The 26,462-nt window shown below is 32.7% G+C and carries 30 protein-coding genes; 23 read left to right on the forward strand and 7 right to left on the reverse strand.

What is annotated here, in order from left to right; all coding sequences use genetic code 11:
• Positions 1 to 25 precede the first annotated feature (25 nt).
• Together LQ688_RS07605 and LQ688_RS07610 are read left to right on the forward strand one after the other, a co-directional pair.
• The gene (locus LQ688_RS07605; protein WP_239705338.1) at positions 26 to 892 is read left to right on the forward strand and encodes a Cof-type HAD-IIB family hydrolase; all 867 of its coding nucleotides are present in this window, start codon (positions 26 to 28) and stop codon (positions 890 to 892) included.
• 107 nt (positions 893 to 999) lie between these two features.
• Entirely contained in the window at positions 1,000 to 1,578 is a 579-nt protein-coding gene (locus LQ688_RS07610; protein ID WP_239705336.1) for an NADPH-dependent FMN reductase, read from the forward strand.
• Between the two features lie 101 nt (positions 1,579 to 1,679).
• On the opposite strand, the gene folE2 is transcribed toward LQ688_RS07610, so the two are convergent.
• The 4 genes from folE2 to LQ688_RS07630 form a co-directional block, all read right to left on the reverse strand.
• Positions 1,680 to 2,558: a GTP cyclohydrolase FolE2 gene (gene folE2 / locus LQ688_RS07615; protein WP_016999440.1), complete on the reverse strand. Its 879-nt coding sequence runs from the start codon at positions 2,556 to 2,558 to the stop codon at positions 1,680 to 1,682.
• A 19-nt stretch (positions 2,559 to 2,577) separates the two neighbouring features.
• A complete protein-coding gene (bshB2, locus tag LQ688_RS07620) occupies positions 2,578 to 3,246 on the reverse strand; it encodes a bacillithiol biosynthesis deacetylase BshB2 (protein ID WP_239705335.1) in 669 nt (222 codons plus the stop codon).
• A 12-nt stretch (positions 3,247 to 3,258) separates the two neighbouring features.
• Positions 3,259 to 3,618, reverse strand: coding sequence for a YojF family protein (locus LQ688_RS07625; protein ID WP_016999441.1), 360 nt, complete (start codon positions 3,616 to 3,618; stop codon positions 3,259 to 3,261).
• Positions 3,619 to 3,695: 77 nt separating this feature from the next.
• Positions 3,696 to 4,313: a MurR/RpiR family transcriptional regulator gene (locus LQ688_RS07630; RefSeq protein ID WP_239705333.1), complete on the reverse strand. Its 618-nt coding sequence runs from the start codon at positions 4,311 to 4,313 to the stop codon at positions 3,696 to 3,698.
• Between the two features lie 120 nt (positions 4,314 to 4,433).
• On the opposite strand from LQ688_RS07630, the gene LQ688_RS07635 reads away from it, so the two are divergent.
• From LQ688_RS07635 to LQ688_RS07650, 4 genes are all read left to right on the forward strand, one after another.
• Positions 4,434 to 5,969, forward strand: coding sequence for a PTS transporter subunit EIIC (locus LQ688_RS07635; protein ID WP_103268674.1), 1,536 nt, complete (start codon positions 4,434 to 4,436; stop codon positions 5,967 to 5,969).
• Between the two features lie 14 nt (positions 5,970 to 5,983).
• Positions 5,984 to 6,652 (forward strand): N-acetylmannosamine-6-phosphate 2-epimerase, encoded by a 669-nt coding sequence (locus LQ688_RS07640; protein WP_064211522.1) that lies wholly within the window; start codon positions 5,984 to 5,986, stop codon positions 6,650 to 6,652.
• 2 nt (positions 6,653 to 6,654) lie between these two features.
• Positions 6,655 to 7,389: a glucosamine-6-phosphate deaminase gene (nagB, locus tag LQ688_RS07645; protein WP_016999445.1), complete on the forward strand. Its 735-nt coding sequence runs from the start codon at positions 6,655 to 6,657 to the stop codon at positions 7,387 to 7,389.
• Between the two features lie 94 nt (positions 7,390 to 7,483).
• Positions 7,484 to 7,828, forward strand: a complete 345-nt coding sequence (locus tag LQ688_RS07650; protein ID WP_016999446.1) for a hypothetical protein — start codon at positions 7,484 to 7,486, stop codon at positions 7,826 to 7,828.
• A 70-nt stretch (positions 7,829 to 7,898) separates the two neighbouring features.
• Here LQ688_RS07650 and thiD read toward each other — a convergent pair whose 3' ends face one another.
• Entirely contained in the window at positions 7,899 to 8,729 is an 831-nt protein-coding gene (gene thiD / locus LQ688_RS07655; protein ID WP_239705330.1) for a bifunctional hydroxymethylpyrimidine kinase/phosphomethylpyrimidine kinase, read from the reverse strand.
• 106 nt (positions 8,730 to 8,835) lie between these two features.
• On the opposite strand from thiD, the gene LQ688_RS07660 reads away from it, so the two are divergent.
• Genes LQ688_RS07660 through LQ688_RS07675 form a run of 4 tightly spaced genes read left to right on the forward strand, consistent with a single transcriptional unit; the run spans position 8,836 to position 11,754 of the window.
• Positions 8,836 to 9,507 (forward strand): uracil-DNA glycosylase, encoded by a 672-nt coding sequence (locus LQ688_RS07660; protein WP_257504544.1) that lies wholly within the window; start codon positions 8,836 to 8,838, stop codon positions 9,505 to 9,507.
• Positions 9,500 to 9,838 (forward strand): DUF5327 family protein, encoded by a 339-nt coding sequence (locus tag LQ688_RS07665; RefSeq protein ID WP_064204232.1) that lies wholly within the window; start codon positions 9,500 to 9,502, stop codon positions 9,836 to 9,838. The genes LQ688_RS07660 and LQ688_RS07665 overlap by 8 nt, the downstream gene beginning before the upstream one ends.
• A 21-nt stretch (positions 9,839 to 9,859) precedes the next feature.
• Positions 9,860 to 10,222: a DUF423 domain-containing protein gene (locus LQ688_RS07670; protein WP_016999450.1), complete on the forward strand. Its 363-nt coding sequence runs from the start codon at positions 9,860 to 9,862 to the stop codon at positions 10,220 to 10,222.
• Positions 10,223 to 10,275: 53 nt separating this feature from the next.
• The gene (locus LQ688_RS07675; protein ID WP_064211521.1) at positions 10,276 to 11,754 is read left to right on the forward strand and encodes an APC family permease; all 1,479 of its coding nucleotides are present in this window, start codon (positions 10,276 to 10,278) and stop codon (positions 11,752 to 11,754) included.
• Between the two features lie 86 nt (positions 11,755 to 11,840).
• On the opposite strand, the gene LQ688_RS07680 is transcribed toward LQ688_RS07675, so the two are convergent.
• Positions 11,841 to 13,199, reverse strand: a complete 1,359-nt coding sequence (locus tag LQ688_RS07680) for an APC family permease (RefSeq protein WP_064204230.1) — start codon at positions 13,197 to 13,199, stop codon at positions 11,841 to 11,843.
• 476 nt (positions 13,200 to 13,675) lie between these two features.
• On the opposite strand from LQ688_RS07680, the gene gltS reads away from it, so the two are divergent.
• On the forward strand, positions 13,676 to 14,884 hold the full coding sequence (gene gltS / locus LQ688_RS07685; protein WP_103268676.1) for a sodium/glutamate symporter: 1,209 nt from the start codon (positions 13,676 to 13,678) through the stop codon (positions 14,882 to 14,884).
• Positions 14,885 to 15,184: 300 nt separating this feature from the next.
• Here gltS and hemQ read toward each other — a convergent pair whose 3' ends face one another.
• On the reverse strand, positions 15,185 to 15,937 hold the full coding sequence (gene hemQ / locus LQ688_RS07690; protein ID WP_016999454.1) for a hydrogen peroxide-dependent heme synthase: 753 nt from the start codon (positions 15,935 to 15,937) through the stop codon (positions 15,185 to 15,187).
• Positions 15,938 to 16,186: 249 nt separating this feature from the next.
• On the opposite strand from hemQ, the gene LQ688_RS07695 reads away from it, so the two are divergent.
• From LQ688_RS07695 to argS, 12 genes are all read left to right on the forward strand, one after another.
• A complete protein-coding gene (locus LQ688_RS07695) occupies positions 16,187 to 16,909 on the forward strand; it encodes a methionine ABC transporter ATP-binding protein (RefSeq protein WP_064211519.1) in 723 nt (240 codons plus the stop codon).
• A complete protein-coding gene (gene emtB / locus LQ688_RS07700) occupies positions 16,906 to 17,577 on the forward strand; it encodes a metal ABC transporter permease EmtB (protein ID WP_064204227.1) in 672 nt (223 codons plus the stop codon). The genes LQ688_RS07695 and emtB overlap by 4 nt, the downstream gene beginning before the upstream one ends.
• Before the next feature lie 7 nt (positions 17,578 to 17,584).
• On the forward strand, positions 17,585 to 18,388 hold the full coding sequence (locus LQ688_RS07705) for a MetQ/NlpA family ABC transporter substrate-binding protein (protein WP_239705327.1): 804 nt from the start codon (positions 17,585 to 17,587) through the stop codon (positions 18,386 to 18,388).
• Between the two features lie 118 nt (positions 18,389 to 18,506).
• Complete coding sequence (gene pta / locus LQ688_RS07710; protein ID WP_103268677.1) at positions 18,507 to 19,493, forward strand: phosphate acetyltransferase; 987 nt, start codon at positions 18,507 to 18,509, stop codon at positions 19,491 to 19,493.
• Between the two features lie 2 nt (positions 19,494 to 19,495).
• Positions 19,496 to 20,332 (forward strand): lipoate--protein ligase family protein, encoded by an 837-nt coding sequence (locus LQ688_RS07715; protein WP_026023639.1) that lies wholly within the window; start codon positions 19,496 to 19,498, stop codon positions 20,330 to 20,332.
• 81 nt (positions 20,333 to 20,413) lie between these two features.
• The gene (locus LQ688_RS07720; protein ID WP_016999460.1) at positions 20,414 to 20,740 is read left to right on the forward strand and encodes a YuzB family protein; all 327 of its coding nucleotides are present in this window, start codon (positions 20,414 to 20,416) and stop codon (positions 20,738 to 20,740) included.
• A 273-nt stretch (positions 20,741 to 21,013) separates the two neighbouring features.
• Complete coding sequence (locus tag LQ688_RS07725) at positions 21,014 to 21,490, forward strand: GNAT family N-acetyltransferase (protein ID WP_016999461.1); 477 nt, start codon at positions 21,014 to 21,016, stop codon at positions 21,488 to 21,490.
• A gap of 13 nt (positions 21,491 to 21,503) precedes the next feature.
• On the forward strand, positions 21,504 to 22,265 hold the full coding sequence (locus tag LQ688_RS07730; RefSeq protein WP_103268678.1) for a 2-keto-4-pentenoate hydratase: 762 nt from the start codon (positions 21,504 to 21,506) through the stop codon (positions 22,263 to 22,265).
• 23 nt (positions 22,266 to 22,288) lie between these two features.
• Positions 22,289 to 23,587, forward strand: a complete 1,299-nt coding sequence (locus LQ688_RS07735) for an HD domain-containing protein (RefSeq protein ID WP_016999463.1) — start codon at positions 22,289 to 22,291, stop codon at positions 23,585 to 23,587.
• A 67-nt stretch (positions 23,588 to 23,654) separates the two neighbouring features.
• A complete protein-coding gene (locus LQ688_RS07740; RefSeq protein ID WP_103268679.1) occupies positions 23,655 to 24,167 on the forward strand; it encodes a YwhD family protein in 513 nt (170 codons plus the stop codon).
• 202 nt (positions 24,168 to 24,369) lie between these two features.
• Positions 24,370 to 24,789: a YwiB family protein gene (locus tag LQ688_RS07745; protein WP_239706275.1), complete on the forward strand. Its 420-nt coding sequence runs from the start codon at positions 24,370 to 24,372 to the stop codon at positions 24,787 to 24,789.
• Positions 24,786 to 26,444: an arginine--tRNA ligase gene (argS, locus tag LQ688_RS07750; RefSeq protein ID WP_239705324.1), complete on the forward strand. Its 1,659-nt coding sequence runs from the start codon at positions 24,786 to 24,788 to the stop codon at positions 26,442 to 26,444. Before LQ688_RS07745 ends, argS begins: the two co-directional genes overlap by 4 nt.
• The last annotated feature ends 18 nt before the right edge of the window (positions 26,445 to 26,462 follow it).

A 26,462-nucleotide genomic window follows, 5' to 3' on the forward strand; every position in this document is an offset into this window, starting at 1 on the left:
AATATAAAGAAAAGAGGTCTCTCTAATGATAAAGTTAATCGCAACAGATATGGATGGTACTTTACTAAATGCAGCACACGAAATTTCTAATGAGAACTATGAAGCAATAAAATATGCCCAATCTAAGGGTATTACGGTAGTTATTGCTACGGGAAGAGCTTTTTATGAAGCGAATGGTCCAATTGCACCAACAGATTTGACTTTACCTTATATTTGTTTAAACGGGGCTGAATTAAGGGATGAAGAATTTAACATTATTCATACATCTAAATTAACACGTCCATTAATTGATAAAATTACAGGTGTCTTAAATAGTGAAGATATTTATTACCAAGTGTATACGAACTTTGGTATTTATACAGAAGACCCAGAGAAAGACTTAGAAATCTATGTGGATATAGCAGAAAAAGCTGGCCAAAAAGCGGATGTTAAGAAAATTAGAGCTAATATACAAAATCGTATAGATAATGGGACTTTGAAACAAGTTGATAGCTATGACGAAATTAGTAAACGTCCAGGCGAAATTATTTTGAAAATCTTAGCATTTGCGAGTGATTTAGAAAAAATCGATAGAGCTAAAGCAGAAATTTCTGAGTTTCAAAGTTTAGCTGTATCTTCTTCTTCAAGAGGGAATATAGAAATTACACATTCTGATGCACAAAAGGGAATCGCATTAGAAGCAATCGCTGAACAACTCAAAATACCAATGTCAGATGTTATGGCGATAGGTGATAATTTAAATGACATTTCTATGTTAGAAAAAGCAGGATACGCAGTTGCAATGGAAAATGGTGCACCTGAAGTTAAAGAAATGGCGGATTATATAACAGATACAAACGAAAATAGTGGTGTTGGTAAAGCCATCATACAAGCTTTGAAAAGCGAAGAGTAATTGTTAATAGTCCATTAGACTGATTTTTAACTGAGTATAAACTCTTAGTTATTCAGTATGTTATACTGTGAGGTATAATAAATATCATAGATTTTGAGGTGACAACAGTGAAAGTATTACTTATTGTAGGTAGCGCTAAACAATACTCTCATACACATGCACTGGCGCAATTTGTTCGCGGTAACTTAGAAGAACAAGAAGCAGAGGTAACATTGTTTGATTTATATGATAAGCCAGTTCCGTTCTTAGATGTATCTGGCCGACACTTAAATGATGAACGTATTAAAGCAAATGTTAATGAATTACGAGAACTAGCTGAAGAAGCAGATGCTATTATAATTGGTACACCAAATTATCACGGTTCATATTCAGGCGTAGTAAAAAATGCATTAGACCATTTAACGATGGACGAATTCAAAATGAAACCAGTTGGATTAATTTGCAATAGTGGTGGCATGCGTAGTACGGAACCATTATCACACTTAAGAATTATCATGAGAAACTTGTTAGGAATTGCTGTACCTGTCCAAATCTCTACACAAGATGCAGATTACGGAAAAACAGAAGACGGCACTTACTATGTGGATGTAGATGATATTAAATTACGCGTTAAACTATTTACAGAGCAAATCATTAAATTAATTCAGAATAATCCATGGGTTGAAACTGAAGAAGTGAATTTGTAATTAAGGAAAGTAACGAGTGGTTACTAGGGTTAAATAAAAATGAAAAACAGCCAAAATTCTTTTTTAAATAAGAATTTTGGCTGTTTTTTAGTTATATATGATTATTTTGAGTATTTTAATCTTGCGAATGCATCATGTTGATGTATTGATTCTTCATTACGGCATTCTATTTCGAAACCATTAATCCATTCTAATTCGACTAAATCTGCCGCTACTAATCTAATTAAGTCCTCTACGAAGCGAGGATTTTCATATGCACGCTCTGTAACTGCTTTTTCATCTGTACGTTTTAGTATTGGATAAAGCATAGAGCTCGCATTTGCTTCCATACCGTCTAAAATCAATTCTTTATAATTATCCGGTAAATCAGTCTCAGTGTCTAAATCAATTAGGACTGTAATAATACCGCGCTGGTTATGAGCAGAGTATTCACTAATTTCTTTAGAACAAGGACATAGTGTTGTAACCGGTACTTCGATACCTAATGATTTTTTAGTAAGTTTGTCGTCTGATACTGATAAAATGTAACGTATATCAGCGTTTCCAACAGCTTTTTGTTGAGTAATTGGACTGTATCGGTTAAAGAACCATTTAGCTGATACGTCTACAGAAGCTGTATTTTGGAACATTGCACTTTCAAGTGTATTGAGTAATGATTTTAAAGAATCAAAACTTAAAGGCACACCGTTATCGTAATGTTTTTCAACACTTTCGATGATACGGCTCATATTAATACCTTTTTCATCTTGATTTAAACTTGTCGAAAACTCAAAATTACCAATTGATTGAAAACCATCTATTTTAACAGGATAAACTAAATTTTTAATACCAACATGCTCAATTTCGAATAGGAAATCTTTTTTAGAACTTTGTAAATCAGGCATTTTTTCTTTTTCAGTAGGTTTCGTTCCTTTGATTGGATCTACTGAACCAAAATATTTCCATCGCGCTTCACGTGTTGATAAATCGATTTGTTTCATTAACATTGCCTCCAACTATCTATTCAATATGATATGTCCAGAAATGTTCTGACTTCAACCACATATCTTTAGCCGCTTCACTCTCTTGTGTATTTGAAGCGAGGTTTTGTAACATTGGTCCGGTTTGAGATGCATGAGCTTGAAGTACTTTCATTTTACGTTCCTCATAACCAGTTATATCTATACTTACATCGGGCTCTCCGAGATCGCTATACGTGTCATTACTAAATGCTACTAAATGTAATTTAGGACGTTCTGATTTTTCCATACGGCTTACTGTTCTTATCACTGCTTCTGCAGTTGCTTCATGGTCTGGATGTACAGAATAGCCTGGATAGAATGATATTATTAGTGATGGATTTAATTCATCTATTAATGATTTTACCATATTATCTATTTCATCTTTCGGTTCAAATTCAACAGTTTTATCTCTATAACCCATTTTACGTAAATCAGTAATACCAATTGCTTCAGCAGCTGCTTCTAATTCACGTTCTCTAATAAACGGTAAAGACTCTCTTGTTGCAAAAGGAGGGTTGCCGAGATTACGACCCATTTGACCTAAAGTTAAGCATGCATAAGTAACTGGGACACCGCTATCTATAAATTTGCTTAATGTACCCGAAGTTCCAAACGCTTCATCATCTGGATGTGGGAATATAACCAATACTTGTCTTTCTTTATCCATTGTCGTCACCTCTTATTCCTTAAACGGTTTACTACTAATTTCTAAACTAGCAGCAAGTTGCCCTTCATGATTTAATCCCGCTAATAATAATTCTTTATTTTCCGTTACTTCATAATGTGTCAAACCTTGTACATAAACCCAGCCATTATTGTCTAATTTAAGGCCCACACGGAAAGGCTCTTTAACGCCACCTGTTAAATGAGCATGGGTAAATGTAACTTGAATATTTCTTAAAAATGTACCAGCGTTGAACACTTTTTGATCAAAGTGATTCGCATACGCACCATTTGTTGTCTCTACATGAAGATAAACTGGCTTATTTTCATATTCTGATATTAAGGTTTGAACTTGATCTATTTGAATTAATTCCATGCCTTTCACTCCTCATAGTATATACTTTACTATTCTACTAAATTCTCGAGTGAATTTATATACATTCTGCTCACAACTCAGGAATTATTATCCTTTAAAATAACTTCTTTAGTATGGTCGTATTGTGTTAAATGACTTTCGTGTGATAAAAGCATGTAACTGACAACATCTATTAGAAAATGAGCTGAAATTTGAGTGTTAATAAATTGATGGTCATTTATTCTAGTTTGATCTATCGTCATAATCGTTATGTCTGAGAGAGCGGAAAGAGGGCTACCAGCATAGTTAGTAATCGCAATAATTGTGGCACCATGATCTTTAGCGATTTTAACAGCGTTAACCAATTCTTTTGTTTCTCCACTATTAGACAAGGCAATAAATGTATCTCGCTCAGTGAGCAAAGAAGCACCAATTTTTATTTGATGCACATCTGTCGCTGAATTTCCTTTAATACCCATGCGCATTGTTCTGTAATAGAACTCAGTGGCTGTTAAACCCGAGCTACCTAACCCTGCAAATAAGGCATGTTCACTTTCTATTAATACTTCGATCAATTGATTTATTTTTTTATTAGAAATAAATTCACCTGATTTTTGAATGATAGATTGATGATATTCATATATCCGTTGTATGAGAGGTACATTTTGAATATCTGTTCCATTATAAGATTGTTGAATACGATTTTCAAAATTCATGGTTAACACTCCTGTTTTCTATAATATGTGTATTATATTTGAAAAAGTTTTCCAAAACAACGAATGTTATTGACTAATCTTTTCATGGTGTTATATTTAGTTTCAATAGGAGGTGTGCCCATGAGTAAAATTTTTGATAAGGCACAACAATTCGGGAAATCATTTATGTTACCCATCGCTATATTACCAGCAGCAGGTTTGCTTCTGGGTATTGGAGGTGCGTTGAGTAACCCAAATACAATAAAAGCTTATCCAATCTTAGATGTGGATTTATTACAATATATCTTTATATTAATGTCTTCAGCAGGAGATATTGTTTTTGCTAATTTACCAGTAATATTTGCTATAGGTGTAGCGATTGGATTAGCGAGAAGTGATAAAGGTACAGCTGGTCTAGCAGCGATGTTAGGCTTTCTAATTATGAATGCAACTATGAACGCGTTATTGACGATTACTGACAATATTGCATCTCAAGATTCACTTGCTAAAGCAGGGCAAGGGATGATGTTAGGAATTCAAACAGTTGAAACAGGTGTATTTGGTGGTATTATCGTTGGTATTTTGACGTCATTTTTACATAATAAATATAACAAGATTACATTGCCACCATTTTTAGGGTTCTTTGGTGGTTCTAGATTCGTACCTATTATAACCTCTGTAGCTTCTATAGTATTAGGTGTTGTATTGTACTTTGTATGGCCGACCATCCAAGGTTGGATATTTGGTGCAGGTGGACTTGTGAATAAGACAGGTGTTATAGGAACTTTCATTTATGGATTTGTATTACGTATGCTTGGACCATTTGGACTGCATCATATATTCTATTTACCATTCTGGCAAACAGCTTTAGGTGGTACAATGGAAATCAACGGTAAAATTGTTCAAGGAACACAAAATATATTTTTCGCTCAGTTAGGCGATGCTAATTTAACACATTATTATTCGGGCATCTCGCGTTATATGTCTGGTCGATTTATAACAATGATGTTTGGCTTGTTAGGTGCTGCATTAGCTATTTACCATACAGCAAAGCCTGAAAAGAAAAAGGTCGTAGGTGGTTTAATGCTTTCAGCGGGACTTACGTCATTCTTAACAGGTATAACAGAGCCTTTAGAATTCAGTTTCTTATTTATTGCGCCAGTTTTATATGTTATCCATGCTATATTTGATGGATTAGCCTTTATGATGGCTGATATATTTAATATTACAGTTGGACAAACTTTTAGTGGTGGTTTTATTGATTATATACTGTACGGTGTGTTACAAGGTAATAGTAAGACAAATTATTTACTAGTGATTCCAATTGGTATAGTCTGGTTCTTACTGTATTACGTTACATTTAGATTTTTAATTACTAAATTTAACTTTAAGACGCCTGGCCGTGAAGATGAAGCGGCGGTTGAAACTGTTAAAGCAAGTGAACGCGCGCAAACAGTTATTAAAGGTTTGGGTGGCAAGGAAAACATTGATGCTGTAGATTGTTGTGCAACAAGATTGAGAGTGACCGTTAAAGATGGTGAACAGATTGATGAAGATTTGATTAAATCAACTGAATCACGAGGTATTGTTCAAAAAGGTACAGGTGTACAAATTATATATGGTCCTCATGTAACAACAATTAAAAATGAAGTTGAAGAAGCATTAGAAGAAAAATAAGGAGTGCATTTTAAATGTTACCGCAAGGATTAATTGTTTCATGTCAAGCATTACCAGAAGAGCCATTACATTCTTCATTTATTATGAGTAAAATGGCATTAGCCGCATATCAAGGTGGTGCTAAAGGAATTAGAGCAAATACGAAAGAAGACATTATTGCAATAAAACAAGAAGTCGACTTACCAGTCATCGGTATTGTAAAAAGAGATTACGAAGGTTCCAACGTATTTATCACAGCTACTACGAAAGAAGTCGATGAGTTGATTGAAAGTGGATGTGAGGTAATTGCTCTAGATGCGACTAAACAAGAAAGACCAAAAGAATCACTTGAAGAAATTGTTCAGTATATTAGAGATAACGCACCAAATGTAGAAATTATGGCTGATATATCAGATTTAGACGAAGCAATCAATGCTGATAAGCTTGGGTTTGACTATGTTGGTACAACATTAAGAGGTTATACATCATATACTAAAGGTCATGTATTATACGAAAATGACTTTCAATTTTTAAAAGATGTATTAAATAAAGTCGAAGCTAAAGTGATAGCAGAAGGAAACGTTGTAACACCTGAAATGTTGAAGCGTGTAACGGATTTAGGTGTTCATTGCACAGTTGTTGGAGGCGCAATTACAAGACCTTTAGAAATTACAAAACGATTTATTAAAGAAATAGAGGGATAATCATGAAATTTATAAATTTAGGTACTGAAAAAGAAGCTTGTCATTATGTTGCAAATGAGTTATTAAAGCAAATCATAACTGACAATAAGAGTGTGTTAGGTTTAGCTACTGGTGGTACAATGGTCGGCGTATATGAACAATTAGTTAATTTAATTAAAATAAATAAATTGGATTTAAGTAATATTACAACCTTTAATTTAGATGAGTATATAGGAATCGACTCTGATCATCCAGAAAGTTATTACACATATATGCACGATATATTATTTAACCATTTATCTAGTTGGAATGAAGAAAAAATACATTTACCACATGGATCAGCAAATGATTTAAATAGCGAAGTAGAACGCTATGAGAATCTAATAGATAAAGAAGGTCCAATGGACATACAAATATTAGGAATTGGTGAAAATGGTCATATCGGTTTTAATGAGCCAGGAACATCATTTGATAGTTTAACAAGTGTAGTTGATTTAACAGAATCAACAATAGAAGCTAACAGTAGATATTTTGAAACGAAAGAAGAAGTACCTAAACAAGCAATTTCAATGGGTATTCAATCTATTTTAAAAGCTAAACGCATCATATTATTAGCTTTTGGACCAAAAAAAGCAGAAGCGATTCAAAAGTTGTTGTCAGGTGAAATTACGACTGATCTTCCAGCTTCAGCATTGTACAATCACCCGAATGTAGAAATTATTGTAGATAATAGTGCTTATAGTAATAAAGAATCTTAAAGTACATATGTAAATATTAACTTGATAGATGATATCGTTTAAAGTACAATTACTACTACAAAGAATGAGCCTTAAGAAACGGCGGGTGAAAGTAGTGGAAAGAAAGCGTATTTCATTTAATGATGAAGCGGTTTTAGATTATTGTAATATCATGGGATATCAGTATTATGAAGAAGTGCCAGTTCAATATTTACTAAGTGTTCTTCGTGAATTTGATAGTTTTAAGCCTTATATGGGCAGTAACGTAAAACTAAAACAAATCAAAACCGAATTTGAACAAACTGAACGTATTATGACTTTAGAAAATTATGAAGCTGAAATCGTGTGTCTTAATGAAAGTAAATTAGATAATATGACGCTTTATGAATATGAAATGAAACTATTTAAAAAACAAAAAGTGATTGCCAAAATAAAAGCAGAATTTGGCATTGGACAATAATGAAAAGGCTACACGTAAAAAGCCTACAAAGTGAGATACTCTGTAGACTTTTTAAACGTGTAGTTTTTATTTATACTTCTTCAGTATAAACTTCGATTTTTTCAATACGGTTTGCTGCACCATGATCAACTGGACCGACGAATTCATTCATTCTCCAGCCATTTTTTATTGCAGATGCAACAAATGCTTTAGCGCGTTTTACAGCATCTTCTGGAGACTCACCGTTAGCTAAATTAGCAGTAGTTGCAGCAGCAAATGTACAGCCGGCACCATGATTATAACTAGATTGGAATTTATCAGTAGAAAGTAATACATGTTTTTTACCATCATAGAATAAGTCAAAGGCTTTATCTGATTCTAGCGCTTTACCACCTTTAATGATGACATATTGTGAACCAAGCTCATGTATTTTTTCAGCAGCTTTTTTCATATCTTCGATAGATGTTAATTTACCTAAACCAGAAAGTTGTCCCGCTTCAAATAAATTTGGTGTCACAATTGTTGCTTTAGGTAATAATTCTTTAATCATTGCTTCAGTATTTCCCGGGTTAAGTACTTCATCTTCGCCTTTACAAACCATAACTGGGTCAACAACAAAGATTTCAGAACCTGACTCGTCATATGCTTGGCGAGCACGTTTAATAACTTCTTCAGAACCTAACATACCAGTTTTAATTGCATCTGGACCGATAGAAATAGCTGTATTTAACTGCTTATCCAGTAAATCAAGAGGTAATGGCGTCACATCATGTGCCCAAGTTTTTGGGTCCATTGTAACAACAGCTGCTAATGCAACCATTCCATAAGTATTGTGTTCTTGAAATGTTTTTAAATCAGCTTGCATTCCAGCACCAGCACTTGTATCTGATCCTGCTATAGTTAAGACTTTTTTTAATGCCATCGGTAATTCCTCCCAATATATTCATATAAGATATCATATCATGTTTTTTAATTGTAAAAAATAGTTATGACCATTTCATGAAGGCTATGTTATCATTTTTAAAGAGGTGAAAAAAATGGATTGGCAAGAAATCTTTCACAATATAAAAGAGCAACATGATTTTTCAGAAATGGAAGCTTTTTTAGAAGAAGCTTATCAAAATACAACGGTGTATCCAGCTAGAGAAAATGTTTATCAAGCATTTGATTTAACACCGTTAGACAATGTTAAAGTCGTCATTTTAGGTCAAGATCCGTATCATGGGCCAAATCAAGCACACGGTTTAGCTTTTTCAGTACAACCTGATGCTAAGTTTCCACCTTCCTTAAGAAACATCTACAAGGAATTGGAGTCGGATATTGGTTGTAAGCGTACTAGTCCACATTTACAAGATTGGGCAAAAGAAGGTGTGTTATTATTGAACACAGTATTAACTGTGGAAGCACATAAAGCACATTCTCATAAAAATATCGGCTGGGAAATTTTCACGAATGAAATCATTAAAAGTATTTCACGTGAACTTGAAGATGTCGTCTTTATTTTATGGGGTAAACCAGCACAAGAGAAAATTAAACTCATTGATACAGAAAGACATCATATTATTAAATCGGTTCATCCAAGCCCATTGTCAGCTCATAGAGGATTCTTTGGATCAAAACCATTTAGTGAAACAAATCAGTTTTTAAAATCAAAAGGTAAAGAACCGATCAATTGGTGTGGAGGTGAGGTAAATGATTAGCAGAGATCAATTAATATCAGCGATTGAAGATGAATTGGTACATGCAGATAACGCGACAAATAATGAAACATTTAATAAACATATGCATGCAATTCACACTTTAAGTGGATTAATTGATGCAGAAGAGGGAAATAACCAAGGTATAGAAGTGAAACAACCTTATATGAAAACTTCTTCAACGCCAATTAAAAAGGAAAATCCTCAAATATCTAATGAAGAAATTAGAAAAATGGGTGGAAAAGTACCTGATAAATCAACGGTAAAACAAAATGAAAATACTTTAACGACTGATGATGGTATAGGAAATGGAGATTCAATTTTTGATTTTTAATAAAAGAAAGGAAGTAAGAAAATGAAATTATTTATCATTATTGGGGCAATAAATGCAATGATTGCTGTTGCAGCAGGTGCTTTTGGAGCTCACGGTTTAGAAAACAAATTATCAGCTAAATATTTAGATATTTGGGAAAAAGCAACAACTTATCAAATGTATCACGCACTAGGCTTAATACTTATTGGTATTGTTTCTGGCACAACAACTGCAAATTTAAATATTGCAGGTTGGTTGATGACATTCGGAATTGTATTCTTTAGTGGTTCTTTATATATATTAGCTTTAACACAAATTAAAGTATTAGGTGCTATTACGCCGATAGGTGGCGTGTTATTCATAGTTAGTTGGTTGTTACTTGTAATCGCGGTTTGGAAGTTATAAGGTATAAAAGTTAGTCGCGTTTCACGAAAAATAAAAATAAGGGTGGAACATTAATGGCAAGACGAAAGAAAGATTTATCAAGAGGGAATTTAGAACAGAACTTATCTGAGAAATTTGTTTGGGCCATAGCTTATGGCTCAAGCATAGGTTGGGGCGCATTTATACTTCCAGGAGATTGGATAGGCCAAGCAGGTCCAATAGGTGCTTCAATAGGTATCTTTATAGGTGCATTATTAATGATTGTTATAGCTATAAGTTATGGCGCATTAGTAGAGAAGTTCCCTGTATCAGGTGGAGCTTTTGCATTTGGTTACTTAGGATTCGGGAAATATGTGTCCTTCTTTTCATCATGGTTTTTAACCTTTGGGTACATATGTATTGTTGCTTTAAACGCGTCAGCATTCAGTTTGTTATTTAAATTTGTAATGCCTGGGTTTTTAGAACAAGGTAAGCTATACACTATCGCAGGATGGGACGTTTATATCACTGAAATTATATTATCTTCATTAATTTTATTAATATTTGCTTGGATAAGTATTAAAGGTTCAAGTTTTTCAGGAAATTTACAGTATATATTCTGTGTTATATTAGCAGTTGTTGTCGTTCTACTATTTGCAGGTTCATTTTTCACACAAGACTTTTCATTTTCAAATTTACAACCTGCAATAAGTGAGAAAGAAGGTTGGCTAGGCTCGATACTATTGATATTAGCTGTAGCACCTTGGGCTTACGTAGGCTTTGACAACATTCCACAAACAGCCGAAGAATTTAACTTTGCACCAAGTAAGACGTTCAAACTCATCGTATTTAGTTTATTAGCATCAGCAATAACTTATGTAATGATGATACTTCTAACAAGTTGGTTATTCAAAGATCCTTCTTCAATTGGAGGGAATTTATGGGTAACAGGTTCAGTTGTAAAAGAAGGGTTCTCATTTGTAGGTTTAGCAGTGTTAATCGTTGCTATTATGATGGGGATATTCACTGGATTAAATGGCTTTTTTATGAGCTCTAGTAGATTGTTATTCTCAATGGGTAGAGCAGCAGTTATGCCAAGCGTGTTCAAAAAATTACATCCTAAATACAATACGCCATATATTAGTATTATATTTATACTCGTTTTAGCATTAGTAGCGCCTTGGTTAGGTAGAACAGCATTAACATGGATTGTAGACATGTCTTCAACGGGTGTTTCAATCGCATACTTTATCACATGTTTATCAGCATTTAAGTTGTTCTCATATGATAAGAGAAGTATGATGTATCATCCGAAATATAAAACATTTGCTTTAATAGGTGCGATTATTGCGTTAATATTCTTAGGACTATTACTGATTCCAGGATCACCAGCGAGTCTTTCATTACCTTCATATATTGCACTATTTGTTTGGTTAATCTTAGGCTTAGTATTCTTTATGGTTAGATATCCTTCACTTAAGAAAATGACAAATGATGAATTAAATTATCTAGTATTAGATAAATCAAAAGAAGAAATGATTGAGCTTGAAGCAAAAACAGAAGTGAAAAATTAAATAATTCGTGATCGAAAAAAAGCTCCTAATCCGTTAGAAACTTAACGGATTAGGAGCTTTTTATTTAATAAATATAGTTATCTATTTTATGAGCGACGTTGTTTATTTTTATTTAAATACATATAAACTGGTACACCAATAGCTAAAATGATTAATGAATATAATGAACCCATAAAATCAGATATTAAAGTGTTAATGATAATGAATGCGCCACCGAAAAGAGCTAGTAAAGGTACAAATGGATATAGCGGTACCGAATAATCTCTTTTAGTTCCTTTATTTTGTTTTCTAAGTATAAATAGTCCTACAAATGCCATCATATAGAATAAATATATGATGAAAATCGTAACTTCAGATAAATAATCAGCGTTAACTGTGTTCGGGAATAAAATCGTTAATATAATTAATATTACAGATATTCCAAATACAGTCATTAAAGCGCCTAATGGTGATTTTAACTTAGGACTAATATAACCGACATATTTATGTAATGGTAATAACCCATCTTCAGCCATCGCAAATGGTATGCGTGGGAATGTAATGATTTTTCCGTTTAAACAACCGAAAATTGAAATAATGACACCAATATTCACGATTTTTGAACCGATATCTCCGAATAGTGCTTTTGCTGCTTCGGCACTTGCAGTATTACCTAAGCCAACTAGTTTTTCAGCTGGGATAACGTGAAATACTGAAATGTTAATTAATACGTATGCCAAGGTTACGACAGATAAACCAATTAACATAGCTAGAGGTAGGTTTTTCTGAGGTTTTTTCATTTCCCCGGTCATGTTCGTTAACATAATCCAGCCATCATATGCGAATAATGTAGCGAGTACAGCCCTACCAAAATTGATTTCGCCGTCTGTTTTGATAAGAGATGTAACATCTTTACCGAATATACCTTCGTCTCCCCATAAAAGACCAAATACAATAATAGCAATTACAGGAATTAATTTTGCAATTGTCGTGATATTTTGCATAAGTCCGCCAAATTTAGTACCTAATATATTTACAAGGGTTAAAAATATTAGCGCTATAAATCCAATCCAAACACTTAAATCGTTACTAATATTAAAAAAGTTTGTAACTAAAATACCAAAAAATAGCACGAGTGAAACAATAATTGCAGGACCATAAATGATCGTTTGAACCCATCCTGTTAAAAAGCCCCAAAATGGACCATAAATGTCACGTATGTATGCGTATAAACCGCCTGTTTTTGGAATTTGAGCACCTACTTCAGCAATTGTAAGTCCTGCTGCTAATGTAAGCACGCCTCCTACTACCCAAGCCAAAATGGCAAGATTACTTGTACCTGCATGTGTTAATACAACAGCAGGTTTTACAAATACGCCTGACCCGATAATTGTACCGATTACAATAGTAATTGCGGTCATTAGACCAATAGATTTTTGTAGTGATTGTTCTTGATTATTTTTCATAAATACTCCTTGAAAATAGATTTTGTAAGTAATATTTATCTATTACTTAATATACACGATAAACGAGGAATGTGAATGGATTTTTTAAACCATTAATGAATTTTTAGAGAAAATAGCTAAGTAATGAAACAATATAAACAGTGAACTTTTAAAAAGATTGCTGATAGCTAATTATATTGATAAAGATACTTATCCAATAACTACAGTAACAAAAATGTAAGTAATTGTTAATATCAGTATGATAAGGGCTACGAGAAGCATTAAATATAATAATAAAGAATAAACAATAATGCATATAAACGAATATGCAACTAATGACGAAATGAGTTATATTACACTATTAAATATTTGCTAGATTTATTTAAATAAAGTATGTATAATGTTCAACGTGGCTTTGTAAGCACTTACTTAAAAATAAAAATAAATGACATTTAGCATGAAAACAATCAGGATTGTCGTTTGAGGAGGAATGTAAAATGTTAGAGCTCGATGCTATTACAACGTTGGCGCTAGCATGTGTCTTGCTTTTATTAGGGCAGGCAATTGTAAATAATGTTTCTATATTAATGAAATTATGTATACCTGCTCCAGTAATAGGTGGGTTAATTTTTGCAATTTTAGTAGCAATTTTACAATCAACAAACGTGGTTACAATAAAATTAGAATCTGAATTTATTCAAGATTTCTTTATGTTAGCATTCTTTACTACAGTAGGTTTAGGAGCATCTTTAAAATTATTACGACTCGGCGGTAAAGTATTAATAGTATACTTTATTTTCTGTGGTATTTTGGCTACATGTCAAAACATTATTGGTGTTTCACTTTCAAAGGTGTTAAATATACCTCCGTTACTAGGTTTAACAGCAGGTTCTATGTCAATGGAAGGTGGACATGGGAACGCTGCAGCATATGGTAAAACTTTAGAAACTTTAGGCGTAGATTCAGCTGTTACTGCTGCGCTTGCTGCCGCTACGTTAGGATTAGTTGCAGGCGGATTAATAGGTGGTCCAGTTGTTAGATTCTTAATTAAAAAATTCGATTTAAAACCAGAGCAAGCAGAAGCTTCAGCTCTAGATTATAGTGATGTTGACTATAATAAAGAATTACATAGTAGAATGAATCCAACTACAGTATTTATCGTTCAATTTACAATTATCACTGTTAGTATGGCGATTGGTACATATTTAGCTGATACATTTACAGACTACACGGGTATTAATGTTCCTATTTATGTGGGCGCTATGTTTATAGCTGTTATTATCAGAAATATTTCGGACTATGGAAAATTAAACATTGTAGATATGAAAATTACAAACCGAGTTAGTGATGTATCATTGAGCTTGTTCTTATCAATTGCTTTAATGAGTATTAACTTAACAGAAATATATAATTTAGCGTTACCATTAACAATTATAGTATTAGTACAAATAGTATTTATTGTACTGTTCTCAGTATTTGTAGTGTTCCGCGCATTAGGGAAAAACTACGATGCAGCTGTTATGATCGGTGGATTTATTGGTCACGGGTTAGGCGCAACACCAAACGCAATGGCAAACTTAGACGTTATTACAAAGAAATTTGGTGCCTCTCCAAAAGCTTATCTAGTTGTACCAGTCGTAGGTGCATTCTTAATAGACTTACTTGGCGTACCAATCGTAACGTTCTTTATTAATGTATTCAGTTAATAATAGTACATCGAAATAATTCTCCTAATCCACTCGATTAGGAGAATTTATTTATATATGGGCTTTATAAAATAATGTTTAAAATGCGGTTCGATAAATAAAAATTATCGAACTGCAAATGCGAAATACAGGTCGATAAATAAAAAATATCGAACCGCAAACATGAAATACGGTCCGATAAAATAAAATATCGAACCGCAAACATGAAATACGGTCCGATAAAATAAAATATCGAACCGCAAATTAAAATGAGGCTGAAACACCAATAGATGTTTCAGCCTCTATATTTATCTTGAAATCTTAGTTTAGTTTAAAGAAGTCATTTAATTCGTCAATATTTAAAATGTTACCTACGTAGAATGCTCCGAAGTCACCATATCTTGCTGATACTTCATCGAAACGCATTTCATAGATTAATTTTTTGAATTGTAGCATATCGTCGCTGAATAAAGTTACGCCCCACTCGTAGTCGTCCAATCCTACTGAACCGGTAATGAATTGTTTAACTTTACCAGCGTAACTGCGTCCGATTAAACCGTGTGAACGCATTAAGCTACGTCTATGTTCCATATCTAACATGTACCAGTTATCTTCACCGTCACGTCTTTTATCCATTGGATAGAAACAAACATATTCTGAACGTGGTACTTCAGGATATAATCTAGCTTTTACATATGGGTTTTCATATGGATCTTCATCTGAATCACCAGCTAGATAGTTAGATAATTCCACTATTGAAACATAAGAATATGTTGGAATTAAGAAATCACTAATATCTAATTTGTTTAATTCATTTTCTAAAGCATTTAATTGCTTAACATCAGGACGTAAGAACCATAACATTAAGTCTGCTTTTTGACCTGTTATGTTATAAAAAGCATGAGAGCCTTCTTTATTATTATGAACAGTTTCTAATCCTTCAAGGAATTTTTTAAACTCTTCAACTATCGTATTTCTATCATCTTCTGGCACAGTTTTTAGGCTTGTCCAATCTATTGCATAGAATAAATGTAAGCTGTACCAACCATCTAATGTTTTTGCTGCTTCGTTCATTATGATTTCGCTCCTTTTAGATTAATTCTTTTCTCTATCTAAGTTTATCATACTAGAAAAGAAATAGAGGACTCAACTTTTACAGTGTTGTGAAGAAAAGTACTTCGGACATGACGCACTGACTTATATTTAATTGTATTTTTAATGTTGTTGATTATCTTTTTTGTTTGGTGGATAATAATTAAATAAATATTATAAAAATATTTTAAATTAGATGCCTGAAAATTTTATTATATAGGAGTGTAAAAAGTGTATAAATTAGAGAATGTATCGAAAAAGTATAGAGGGAAGTTTGCTGTTGAAAATCTTTCCTTTTCAGTAGCATCTGGTTCTATTACTGGTATTGTTGGTAAAAGTGGTTCTGGCAAAACAACGTTATTAAAGTTACTTAATTTTATAGAAAAGCCAACTGAAGGTAAAATTATTTTTGATGAACAAGAAATTAATAAGTTATCAAAAAAAGTGATTAGAAAGTATAAGGAAAGAATAGGTATGGTCTTTCAACATTATAATTTATTGAATAACTTAAATGTGTATCAAAATATAGCTTTGCCTTTGAAAATCATAAATGCAGAGAATGAGGATAGAGTGAAAGAACTTATTCAATTTGTTGGATTAGAAGATAAAATGAACGATTATCCTTCTAAATTATCAGGAGGCGAGAAACAACGTGTAGCATTAGCGAGATCTTTAGTTAGAAACCCAGATATATTGCTATGTGATGAAGCGACTAGCAGTTTAGATGAGAATAATACTGAAGAAATCATAAAAATGCTTAAGAAAATTAACAAAGAATATAGTATTACCATTATTTTTGTTACACATGAATTGAGTGTTGTTAAACAATTGTGTGAAGAAGTGTTTGTGATGGAGGACGGACAGTTGCTAGATATTATTGAAAATAAAAACAAAAGCATAGAAAAAAATACAGGTACTTATTTAGAAAATGTTAAACGGAGTATTGAAGGATGACTTTCTTTGAAAAAATAAATTATTACTTACCAGAATTACTTCAATCTTTGCAGGAAACTTGTATCATGCTAGGATTTTCCATGATTATTACTTTACTAATTGGTTTACCTTTAGGTATAGCTTTGTTTTTATCCAATCCAGGTATTAAAGAATTAAATAGAAATTATTATTGGTCTTTTAATTTTTTAATTACTTTTATTCGTTCATTTCCATATTTATTATTTGTCATCAGTTTAATTCCCTTAACTCGTTTAATTTTAGGGAGCGCTTTTGGTCCATACCCATCGATAATACCTTTAAGTATTGTAGGTATTGCTATTTTTTCAAGACTAGTAGAACAAGTTTTATTAGATATACCGATAGAAATAAAAGTTTTAGCTGAGTCGCTAGGTGCAACAAAATTAAAATATATATGGAATTTTCTTTTAGTTGAATCACGTAGCGGTATTATATTAGCTTATACGACAACGATAGTAAGCATGGTCTCATATTCAACAGTGATGGGCATTGTTGGTGGTGGAGGTATTGGAGATTTTGCTATTCGCTATGGTTATCAAAGTTATGAAACGGAAATAATGTATTTCGCAATTATCATCATTATTATTGCTGTATTTATCATTCAAATGTTAGGAAATAATATCTCTAGAAAATTAGATAAAAGAAAGTAGTGTAGACATGAAAAAAGTTTGGTTTATTTTTATATTGTTGTTTAGTGTCATTATCTCCGGTTGTGGAGCAAAAAAAGATAACGAAGATAAAGTGATTAAAGTTGCTTCACAAGCACCACCTATGACAGATGTTGTAAAAGTTGCAGCAAAAGAAGCGAAAAAAGAGGGTTGGGAAATCAAGCTTGTACAAGTAAATGATAACGTTGCTTATAATGATGTGGTAAGTAGTAAAGAAGCAGACGCGAGCTTTGCACAGCATAAACCCTTTATGGAAAAATATAATAAAGAAAGAAAAGCGAATTTAGTTGATCTACAGCCTATATATGACGCAAAAGTAGGTTTTTATTCTAAAAAATATAAAGAAGTGAAAGATATCCCTAATGGAACGAAAGTCGCTATACCTAACGATATTTCAAATGAAGGTCGAGCTTTAGCGATATTAGAAGAACAAGGATTAATTAAATTAAAAGACGGAGTGGGCGTTAACGGTACAACTAAAGATGTTGTAGAGAATCCAAAAGATTTCCAATGGTTAAAAGTAGATTTATTAAATTTATCAGAAGCTTATAGCGAGTCAAAAGTATCTTTAGTTTATAATTATCCTACATATATTTCGAAAATCGGTTTAAAACCTTCTGATGCTTTATTTTTAGAAAAAAATATTGATTCTCGATTTTCTATTCAATTAGTAGCGCGTGAAGATAATAAAGATTCCGAAAAAATTAAAGAATTAAAGAAAGTTATGAAAAGTAAAGCAGTTAGTAAATATTTAAAAGAAGAACATAAAGATACATTGATTCCATCATTTTAAGATTCTCGATATATCCTATAGCCTACGATACATTTACAGTTCGAAAACGTGAAAATTTATGAAAAAATGTTATAATAATTAGTGGAAAAATAATAGTGAGAATATATAGGAGGCAATTATGTCTAAATTACTTAATGTCTTAAGCGACAAATTATCAGGTAAGAATGTACGTATCGTTTTACCAGAGGGTGACGATGCTCGTGTTTTAACAGCAGCAGTTAAATTACAAACTACAGATTTGGTTTCTCCAATCGTACTTGGTAATGAAGATAAAATTAAAGAAACAGCTGACGGTGCTAATTTATCAATAGAAGGTTTAACAATTATCAACCCAGAAACAAGCGAATTAAAAGCTGATTTAGTTGAGAAATTCGTTGAACGTCGTAAAGGTAAAGCGACTCAAGAACAAGCTGAAGAATTATTAAATAATGTAAACTACTTCGGTACAATGTTAGTTTATACAGATCAAGCTGATGGTTTAGTAAGTGGTGCTGCGCATTCTACTGCAGATACTGTGCGTCCAGCATTACAAATTATTAAAACTAAACCAGGTGTTACAAAAACATCAGGTGTATTCTTCATGACAAAAGGTGAAGAACAATATGTATTCGGTGATTGTGCCATTAACCCTGAATTAAACGCACAAGATTTAGCTGAAATCGCAATCGAAAGTGCTAAAACTGCTCAAGCATTCGGTATGTCTCCGAAAGTAGCGATGTTAAGTTTCTCTACTAAGGGTTCAGCAAAATCTCCAGATACTGAGAAAGTATCAGAAGCTGTACAAATAGCTCAAAAGAATTTACAAGAAACAGACTTAAAAGATGTTGTATTAGACGGAGAATTCCAATTTGATGCAGCAATCGTTCCAGAAGTGGCAGCTAAAAAAGCGCCAAATTCTGATATACAAGGTGATGCAAATGTATTTATTTTCCCAAGCTTAGAAGCGGGTAACATTGGATACAAAATTGCACAACGTTTAGGTGGATACGATGCAGTTGGTCCTGTATTACAAGGCCTAAACGCACCAGTTAACGATTTATCACGTGGTTGTTCAGCAGAAGACGTATACAGTCTTTCAATCATTACAGCTGCTCAATCTCTATAATCATGGAAAACTTGCAAGATTATTTTACACAAGAATGGCGATACATTGACCACACTTCAGGACTGCAACCTATGCAGTCCTTTAGTTTCGATGATACATTTTGTGAACAAGTAGGTAACGACAATAGTCCAAGTGTTGTGCGCACATGGATACACAATCATGTTGTTATTTTAGGCATACATGATTCTAGACTTCCATATTTAAAAGACGGAATAGCATTCTTGAATGACGTTAAAGGATATAGCGCGATTGTAAGAAATTCGGGTGGTCTAGGAGTTGTGTTGGATAAAGGTGTTCTGAATATATCTTTAATATTTAAAGGTAGACATGATGTATCAATTGATACAGGCTATGAAGTGATGTTACGTCTTATACGTGAAATGTTCAAAGATGAAACAGATAAAATTGTAAATAAAGAAATCGCAGCATCATATTGCCCAGGAAGTTATGACTTAAGTATTGATAACAAAAAATTTGCAGGCATATCACAAAGAAGAGTACGCGGTGGCATAGCAGTGCAAATATATTTGTGTGTTGAAGGATCAGGTTCAGAAAGAGCTGAAATGATGAAGGAATTCTACCAACATGCTCTGAAAAATGAAAAAACAAAATTTATTTATCCTACAATTATTCCTGATTGCATGGCTTCTATAAATGAACTATTGAATACAGAATACACGACAAATGATATATTATTTAAATTATTAGGAAGCCTTAAAACATTAGGTGCAACTTTAAATATGGACCCAGTTTCCACAGAAGAATGGGCGTTATACGATAAATATTTCGAACGCATGATAGAGCGTAATAATAAAATGATACGCAATATGCAAAAATAATAAAATGACATTCTCAAAAATCTGTGAAGGTGGTATAATAATTTATTGCTAAAACAGAAAATATGAAAGGTGGGGAAACAAGTGCGAAATAAATTTCAATTATGCGATGACTGCCAAGCTGTCAATCTTCCATCATTAATGAAGAAAATTAAAAAATTAGATCCAGATGCGGAAATTGAAGTAGCATGTCAATCATATTGTGGTCCAGGTCGCAGAAAGACATTCGCATTCGTTAATAACCGCCCGTGTGCCGCTTTAACAGAAGATGAACTAATGGAAAAAATCCATAAACAACTTCAGAAAAAACGTAATCCAGAAGAAGAAGAAAGATTACGACTTAGAAACGAAGAACGAAAACGTCGACAAAAAGAATTAGACGAAAAGCTTAATAAAAAATTGAAAAAGTAAAAAGAAAACCTACGAGCTAAAATTAGTTCGTAGGTTTTTAAATTTTAAATATTTTATTCGAATGTTATTAATATGTGTTAACATTCTTAACAAATAATACCTTTCCACAGGCTTTTCGGTTATAATTAAGTATTCTGAATATTATAGTTTTTTGTATATAAATGATATAATTATAAATAAAGATAGGATTTTAAAGTAATTTAATAATTGTCATTCGTTTAATATAGTAAAGGCCAGTGAATGGCGTGGATGGTAGATAGAGGAGAGGTATTTATGACAAAGGTAAGGAAAGCAACAGTAGGGGATTATTCTGGAATTAAAAATGTAGCGTCTAAAGCTTGGTATGACACATATACGAATATTTATACAGCAAGTACTGTAACAGCGTTTTTAAACGCTTCTTATTCTAAAGAGATGATAGAAAAGCGCATTAATGATTCTGATTTCTATGTTGCTGAAGAGGATGGAAAGATTATTGGCTTTGCTAATTTCATTAAAGGTACTGAGCTATATTTATCATCCCACTACGTATTGCCAGAAGCTCAGCGAGATGGTTATGGTAAAGCCTTGTTGTATAAAGGTTTGAATAGTTATAAAGGTGAATATCATGAAGTATATTTAGAAGTAGATGGCAAAAATGATATCGGCATTGCTTTCTATAAGAAAGAAGGATTCGAAGTAGTGCGTGAATATGAAGAGTTACTTTTCGGAGAAACGATGCATACAACGCTCATGAAAAAAACTTTCTAGGAGGTAGAGGATAATGGAACAATCACTTAATAAATGGGTAGCACAATTTTATGAAGCATATGAGAATAAGACGATTATTCCTAATGGTGTTTTACCTTCGAATATCACAGAGAACGCTGCTTATGATGTTCAAGAAGGTGTTCTTCAGCGTAAAGAAGAAACTGAGTTGCATAAAGGATATAAAATTAGTTTAACAAGCCAAGAAACACGAGATATATTTTCTTCTACAACCCCTTTATATGGTGCGATGGGAGATACAACGATTTTCGGTAAACGTGTTCAGTTAAACGACTTAAATGAACCACTTATTGAAATGGAACTTGTATTTCTCGTTCAAGAAGAGTTAAACGAACAAGACAGTCTAGAAGATATTATGAATAAGTGCTTAATCGCACCAGGCATAGAGATACCAGATTCAAGATTTAGTAATTGGTTCCCTAACTTGAGTGTCACTGAAATTATAGCCGACAGTGCAGTGAGTGGTGGTGTTGTATATGGTGAGCCTAAACAATTATCATATGAAGATATTAATAATATTAAAGGGACTTTATATTTAGATGGTAAAGAAATTGCTTCTGGTAATAGTACAGAAGTTGAAGGCCATCCAGCAAAAGCAGTAAAATGGCTGATTTCTGAAATTAAAAAATATAACCGTTCATTGAAACCAGGTATGTTTGTTTCTAGCGGCACATTTATACTGCCTAAACCTTTAACTCAAGGGGTTTATAAAGCAGAATATGAAAATGTTGGTAACATTGAGTTTACAGTTGAGTAATAATTTCGAAAGGAGGAAACTAAGTGACTTATGAAGATTATGGGACGAAAAAATTAACAGAAGAAAAAGTTTTTAAAGATCCTGTGCATCGTTATATACATGTGAGCGATCAATTAATTTGGGATTTAATTAAAACTAAAGAATTTCAACGCTTAAGAAGAATCAAACAACTTGGAACATTATATTTATCTTTCCATACAGCTGAACATAGTCGCTTTGGTCACTCCTTAGGTGTTTATGAAATCGTAAGAAGAATGATAGATGAAGTATTTGTTGGAAGAGCGCAGTGGGACAATAAAGATAGACCACTTGCTTTGTGTGCTGCTTTACTACATGACTTAGGACATGGTCCTTTTTCTCATTGTTTTGAGAAAATATTTTTAACAGATCATGAACAATTTACGCAAGATATTATTAAAGGTGATACTGAAGTAAATGAAGTGCTGAGCAGAGTATCTCCAGATTTTCCAACTGAAGTTGCGGATGTAATTAATAAGACCCATAAAAATAAACTTGTTATTTCTATGATTTCTTCACAAATAGATGCCGATAGAATGGATTATTTACAACGAGACGCTTATTTCACGGGTGTGAGCTACGGTCAATTTGATATGGAACGCGTATTACGTTTGATGCGCCCTTCTAAAGATGAAGTGCTGATTAAAGAAAGCGGTATGCATGCAGTTGAAAATTTCTTAATGAGCCGATATCAAATGTATTGGCAAATTTATTTTCATCCAGTTAGCCGTGGTGGAGAAGTATTATTAAATAGATGTTTTAAACGTGCTAAAGTGCTTTATGATAATGGATACTCATTTAAAGAAGCACCGAAATATTTAATACCGTTTTTCGAAGGTGATGTAACAATTAAAGATTATATTCGTTTAGATGAATCAGTTGTTATGTACTATTTAGAAGAATGGACTGAAGAAGACGATGATATATTAAGTGATTTAAGTAAACGATTCGTCAATCGTGACTTATTTAAATATTTACCTTTCGATGGATCTATTATTACAATAGGTGAATTAACTGAGTTATTCGAAAAAGGTGGCATCGATCCGGAATATTACTTTGTTTGTGATTCATTTTCCGATTTGCCATACGACTATGATCGTCCTGGTTCAAATCGCCAACCAATACATTTATTACAAAAGACAGGTCATATTAAAGAGATAAGCAGTCAGTCAGTAATTATTCATAGTATTACTGGAATTAAACGTCTAGATTATAAATTATATTACCCGAAAGAACTCATTTTAGAAATGGAAGATGAAGATATTAAGGGAGATATCATCAATTTATTAAACGAATTGGTATAATTTACAAACTTGAATATTAATCTTAAACACTAGTATGATATACACAAGAATTAAATGAGGTGAAATAATGGCTGAAAAGAAAGGCTTTCAATTTAACATTATTAAAAATGACCCACTAGATGGACATAAAGGTACGAATATAGGATCAATCAGCTTAGATAACGTAGCCCCTGTATTTGTTGATGTAACTGAACAAACAGCTTTTATAGATGTAGGTGCAATGCATGCAAGAGCTGAAGTTGAAAAGCGAGTTAAGTGGGTTAAAGATACGGAAGAAGTCAAAGGCGAGGACGCGAGAGAATATTGGCTTTGTTGGGTTACGACTGAACGTGGAGAACAAGGTCCATATTATGCAGGTTTAACGGGATGTTACTTATTAGTAAATAAACCGAAGAAACGTGGATTTAAGAGTATGCCTGAACATGTTAATATGATGGATAAATCCATGAAACACCAAATTAAAATTGACCAAATTGGTGATGAAAATCGTAAAGTACTCAAAAAATTCCTTCAAGAACATAACATGGAAATGTGGAATAATAGTAGCGATGAATTAAAGGCATCATTAGAGACAAAGTAATTGTGACTATTTTGTGACTTAATTGTGAATTATAGCAATAAAAGTAAATTGCTATTGTCTTTTCTGAATTTCATCAGTAAAATAGTTGATAGCTACTATAGCTAGGACACTAAAGAAAGCAGGCGCTTTTAGCCCTGCTTTTTTTAATTTTATTTGTCATATATGCTATAATTATAACGGTTCTAAAACGGTGAGGTGAGATATGATGAAAGAAAATATCAGCGTTAATGTCAGACAAGTAGTTAAACAAAATGGCGATAAATCAACATTTCAAACTAATACTACAGGTACATATCACAAAAGGAATAGTGATATTATTAGGTATGAAGAAACAATAGATGACCAACTTGTTAAGAACATGCTTAAAATAGACAAAACTGGCGTTAAAATTCACCGTACGGGTACAGTTAATACAACTTTTCATTTTGTAGAAGGTAAGGATACGGTTAGCTATTATGAAACTGAAGCGGGTCGTATGACTTTGAACGTCAAAACATTGTCAATCAAACACTTTATAGATGAAGAAAAAGGTAAATTAAAAATACACTATCAATTAAGTGATCCATCAGGCTTACTCGGAACATATCAATTTCAAATAAATTACAAGGAGATAAATGTATGAATATAATTGATCAAGTTAAAGAAACATTAATAGAAGAAATTAAAGCGAGTATATTAAAAGCTCAACTTGTAGACGAAGTACCCGAGATTAAAATTGAAACACCTAAAGATTCAACAAACGGAGATTATTCAACAAACATTGCAATGGTATTAACAAAAATAGCGCGTAAAAATCCACGTGAAATTGCTAAACAAATTGTAGAAAATTTAGATACTACAAAAGCAAATGTAAAAAAAGTAGATATCGCTGGGCCTGGATTTATTAATTTTTACTTAGATCAACAATATTTAACAACTGTTATTGAAACAGCTTTAAATAAAGGAGAAACTTTTGGTCAAGCGGATGAATCTAAGAACGAAAGTATTATAGTAGAATATGTATCTGCAAATCCAACTGGTGATTTACACATCGGTCATGCTCGTAATGCTGCAGTTGGCGATACGCTATCTAATATTTTAAGTGCAGCAGGCTATGATGTAACTAGAGAATACTATATAAATGATGCAGGTAAACAAATTGAAAACTTAGCACATTCTATAGAAGCACGTTACGATCAAGCAATGGGTGTCGACACTGAATTACCCGAAGATGGTTATTATGGCAAAGATATCATCTCAATAGGGAAAGATTTAGCTGAGAAACATCCAGAAATTAAAGATCAACCAGAGGAAGAAAGAATTAAGACTTTCCGTAAACTTGGTTTAGATTATGAAATGGCTAAATTAAAAAATGATTTAAATGATTTTAATATACATTTTGATAGTTGGTTTAGTGAAACATCTTTATATGAAGCAAATGAAATTACAGCTGTACTTGATAAAATGACTGAACTTGGTTATACATTTGAGAAAGACGGCGCAACATGGTTAAGAACTACTGAATTTGGTGACGATAAAGATCGTGTACTTGTTAAACAAGACGGTACGTACACTTACTTCTTACCAGATATCGCATATCATTATGATAAAGTAGAACGTAAATTTGATAAATTAATCAATTTATTCGGTGCTGATCATCACGGTTATATAAACCGTCTTAAAGCATCTTTAGAAACATTTGGCGTTGACTCAAACCGTCTTGAAATCCAAATTATGCAAATGGTAAGATTATTACAAGATGGTGTAGAAGTTAAAATGAGTAAACGTACGGGTAATGCTATTACTTTACGAGATATTATGGATGAAGTTGGCGTTGATGCAGCGCGTTATTTCTTAACTATGCGTAGTCCTGATACTCATTTCGATTTTGATATGGAACTTGCGAAGAAAGAATCTCAAGATAATCCAGTTTATTATGCACAATATGCTCATGCGAGAATATCATCTATTATTCGCCAAGCAGAAGAAAAAGGAATTAAGCTAGATAAAGATGTTGATTTATCTTTAGTTACGCATGATAAAGCTTTTGAATTATTGAAGAAAATTGCTGAATTTGAACCAACGATTGTATCAGCTGCAGAATCACGTAGTCCACATCGTATGACGAATTATATTCAAGATTTAGCTGCACAATTCCATAAATTCTATAACGCTGAAAAAGTATTAACAGATGATATAGAAAAGACAAAAGCACATTTAGCTTTAATCGAAGCAGCACGTATTACTTTACGTAACGCTTTAAAACTAATTGGTGTTTCTGCCCCAGAATCAATGTAATTTAATATATTGTTTTAA

Origin of the sequence: Mammaliicoccus sp. J-M40 (assembly GCF_022386395.1) — a bacterium.
Taxonomy (GTDB): Bacteria; Bacillota; Bacilli; order Staphylococcales; family Staphylococcaceae; genus Mammaliicoccus; species Mammaliicoccus lentus.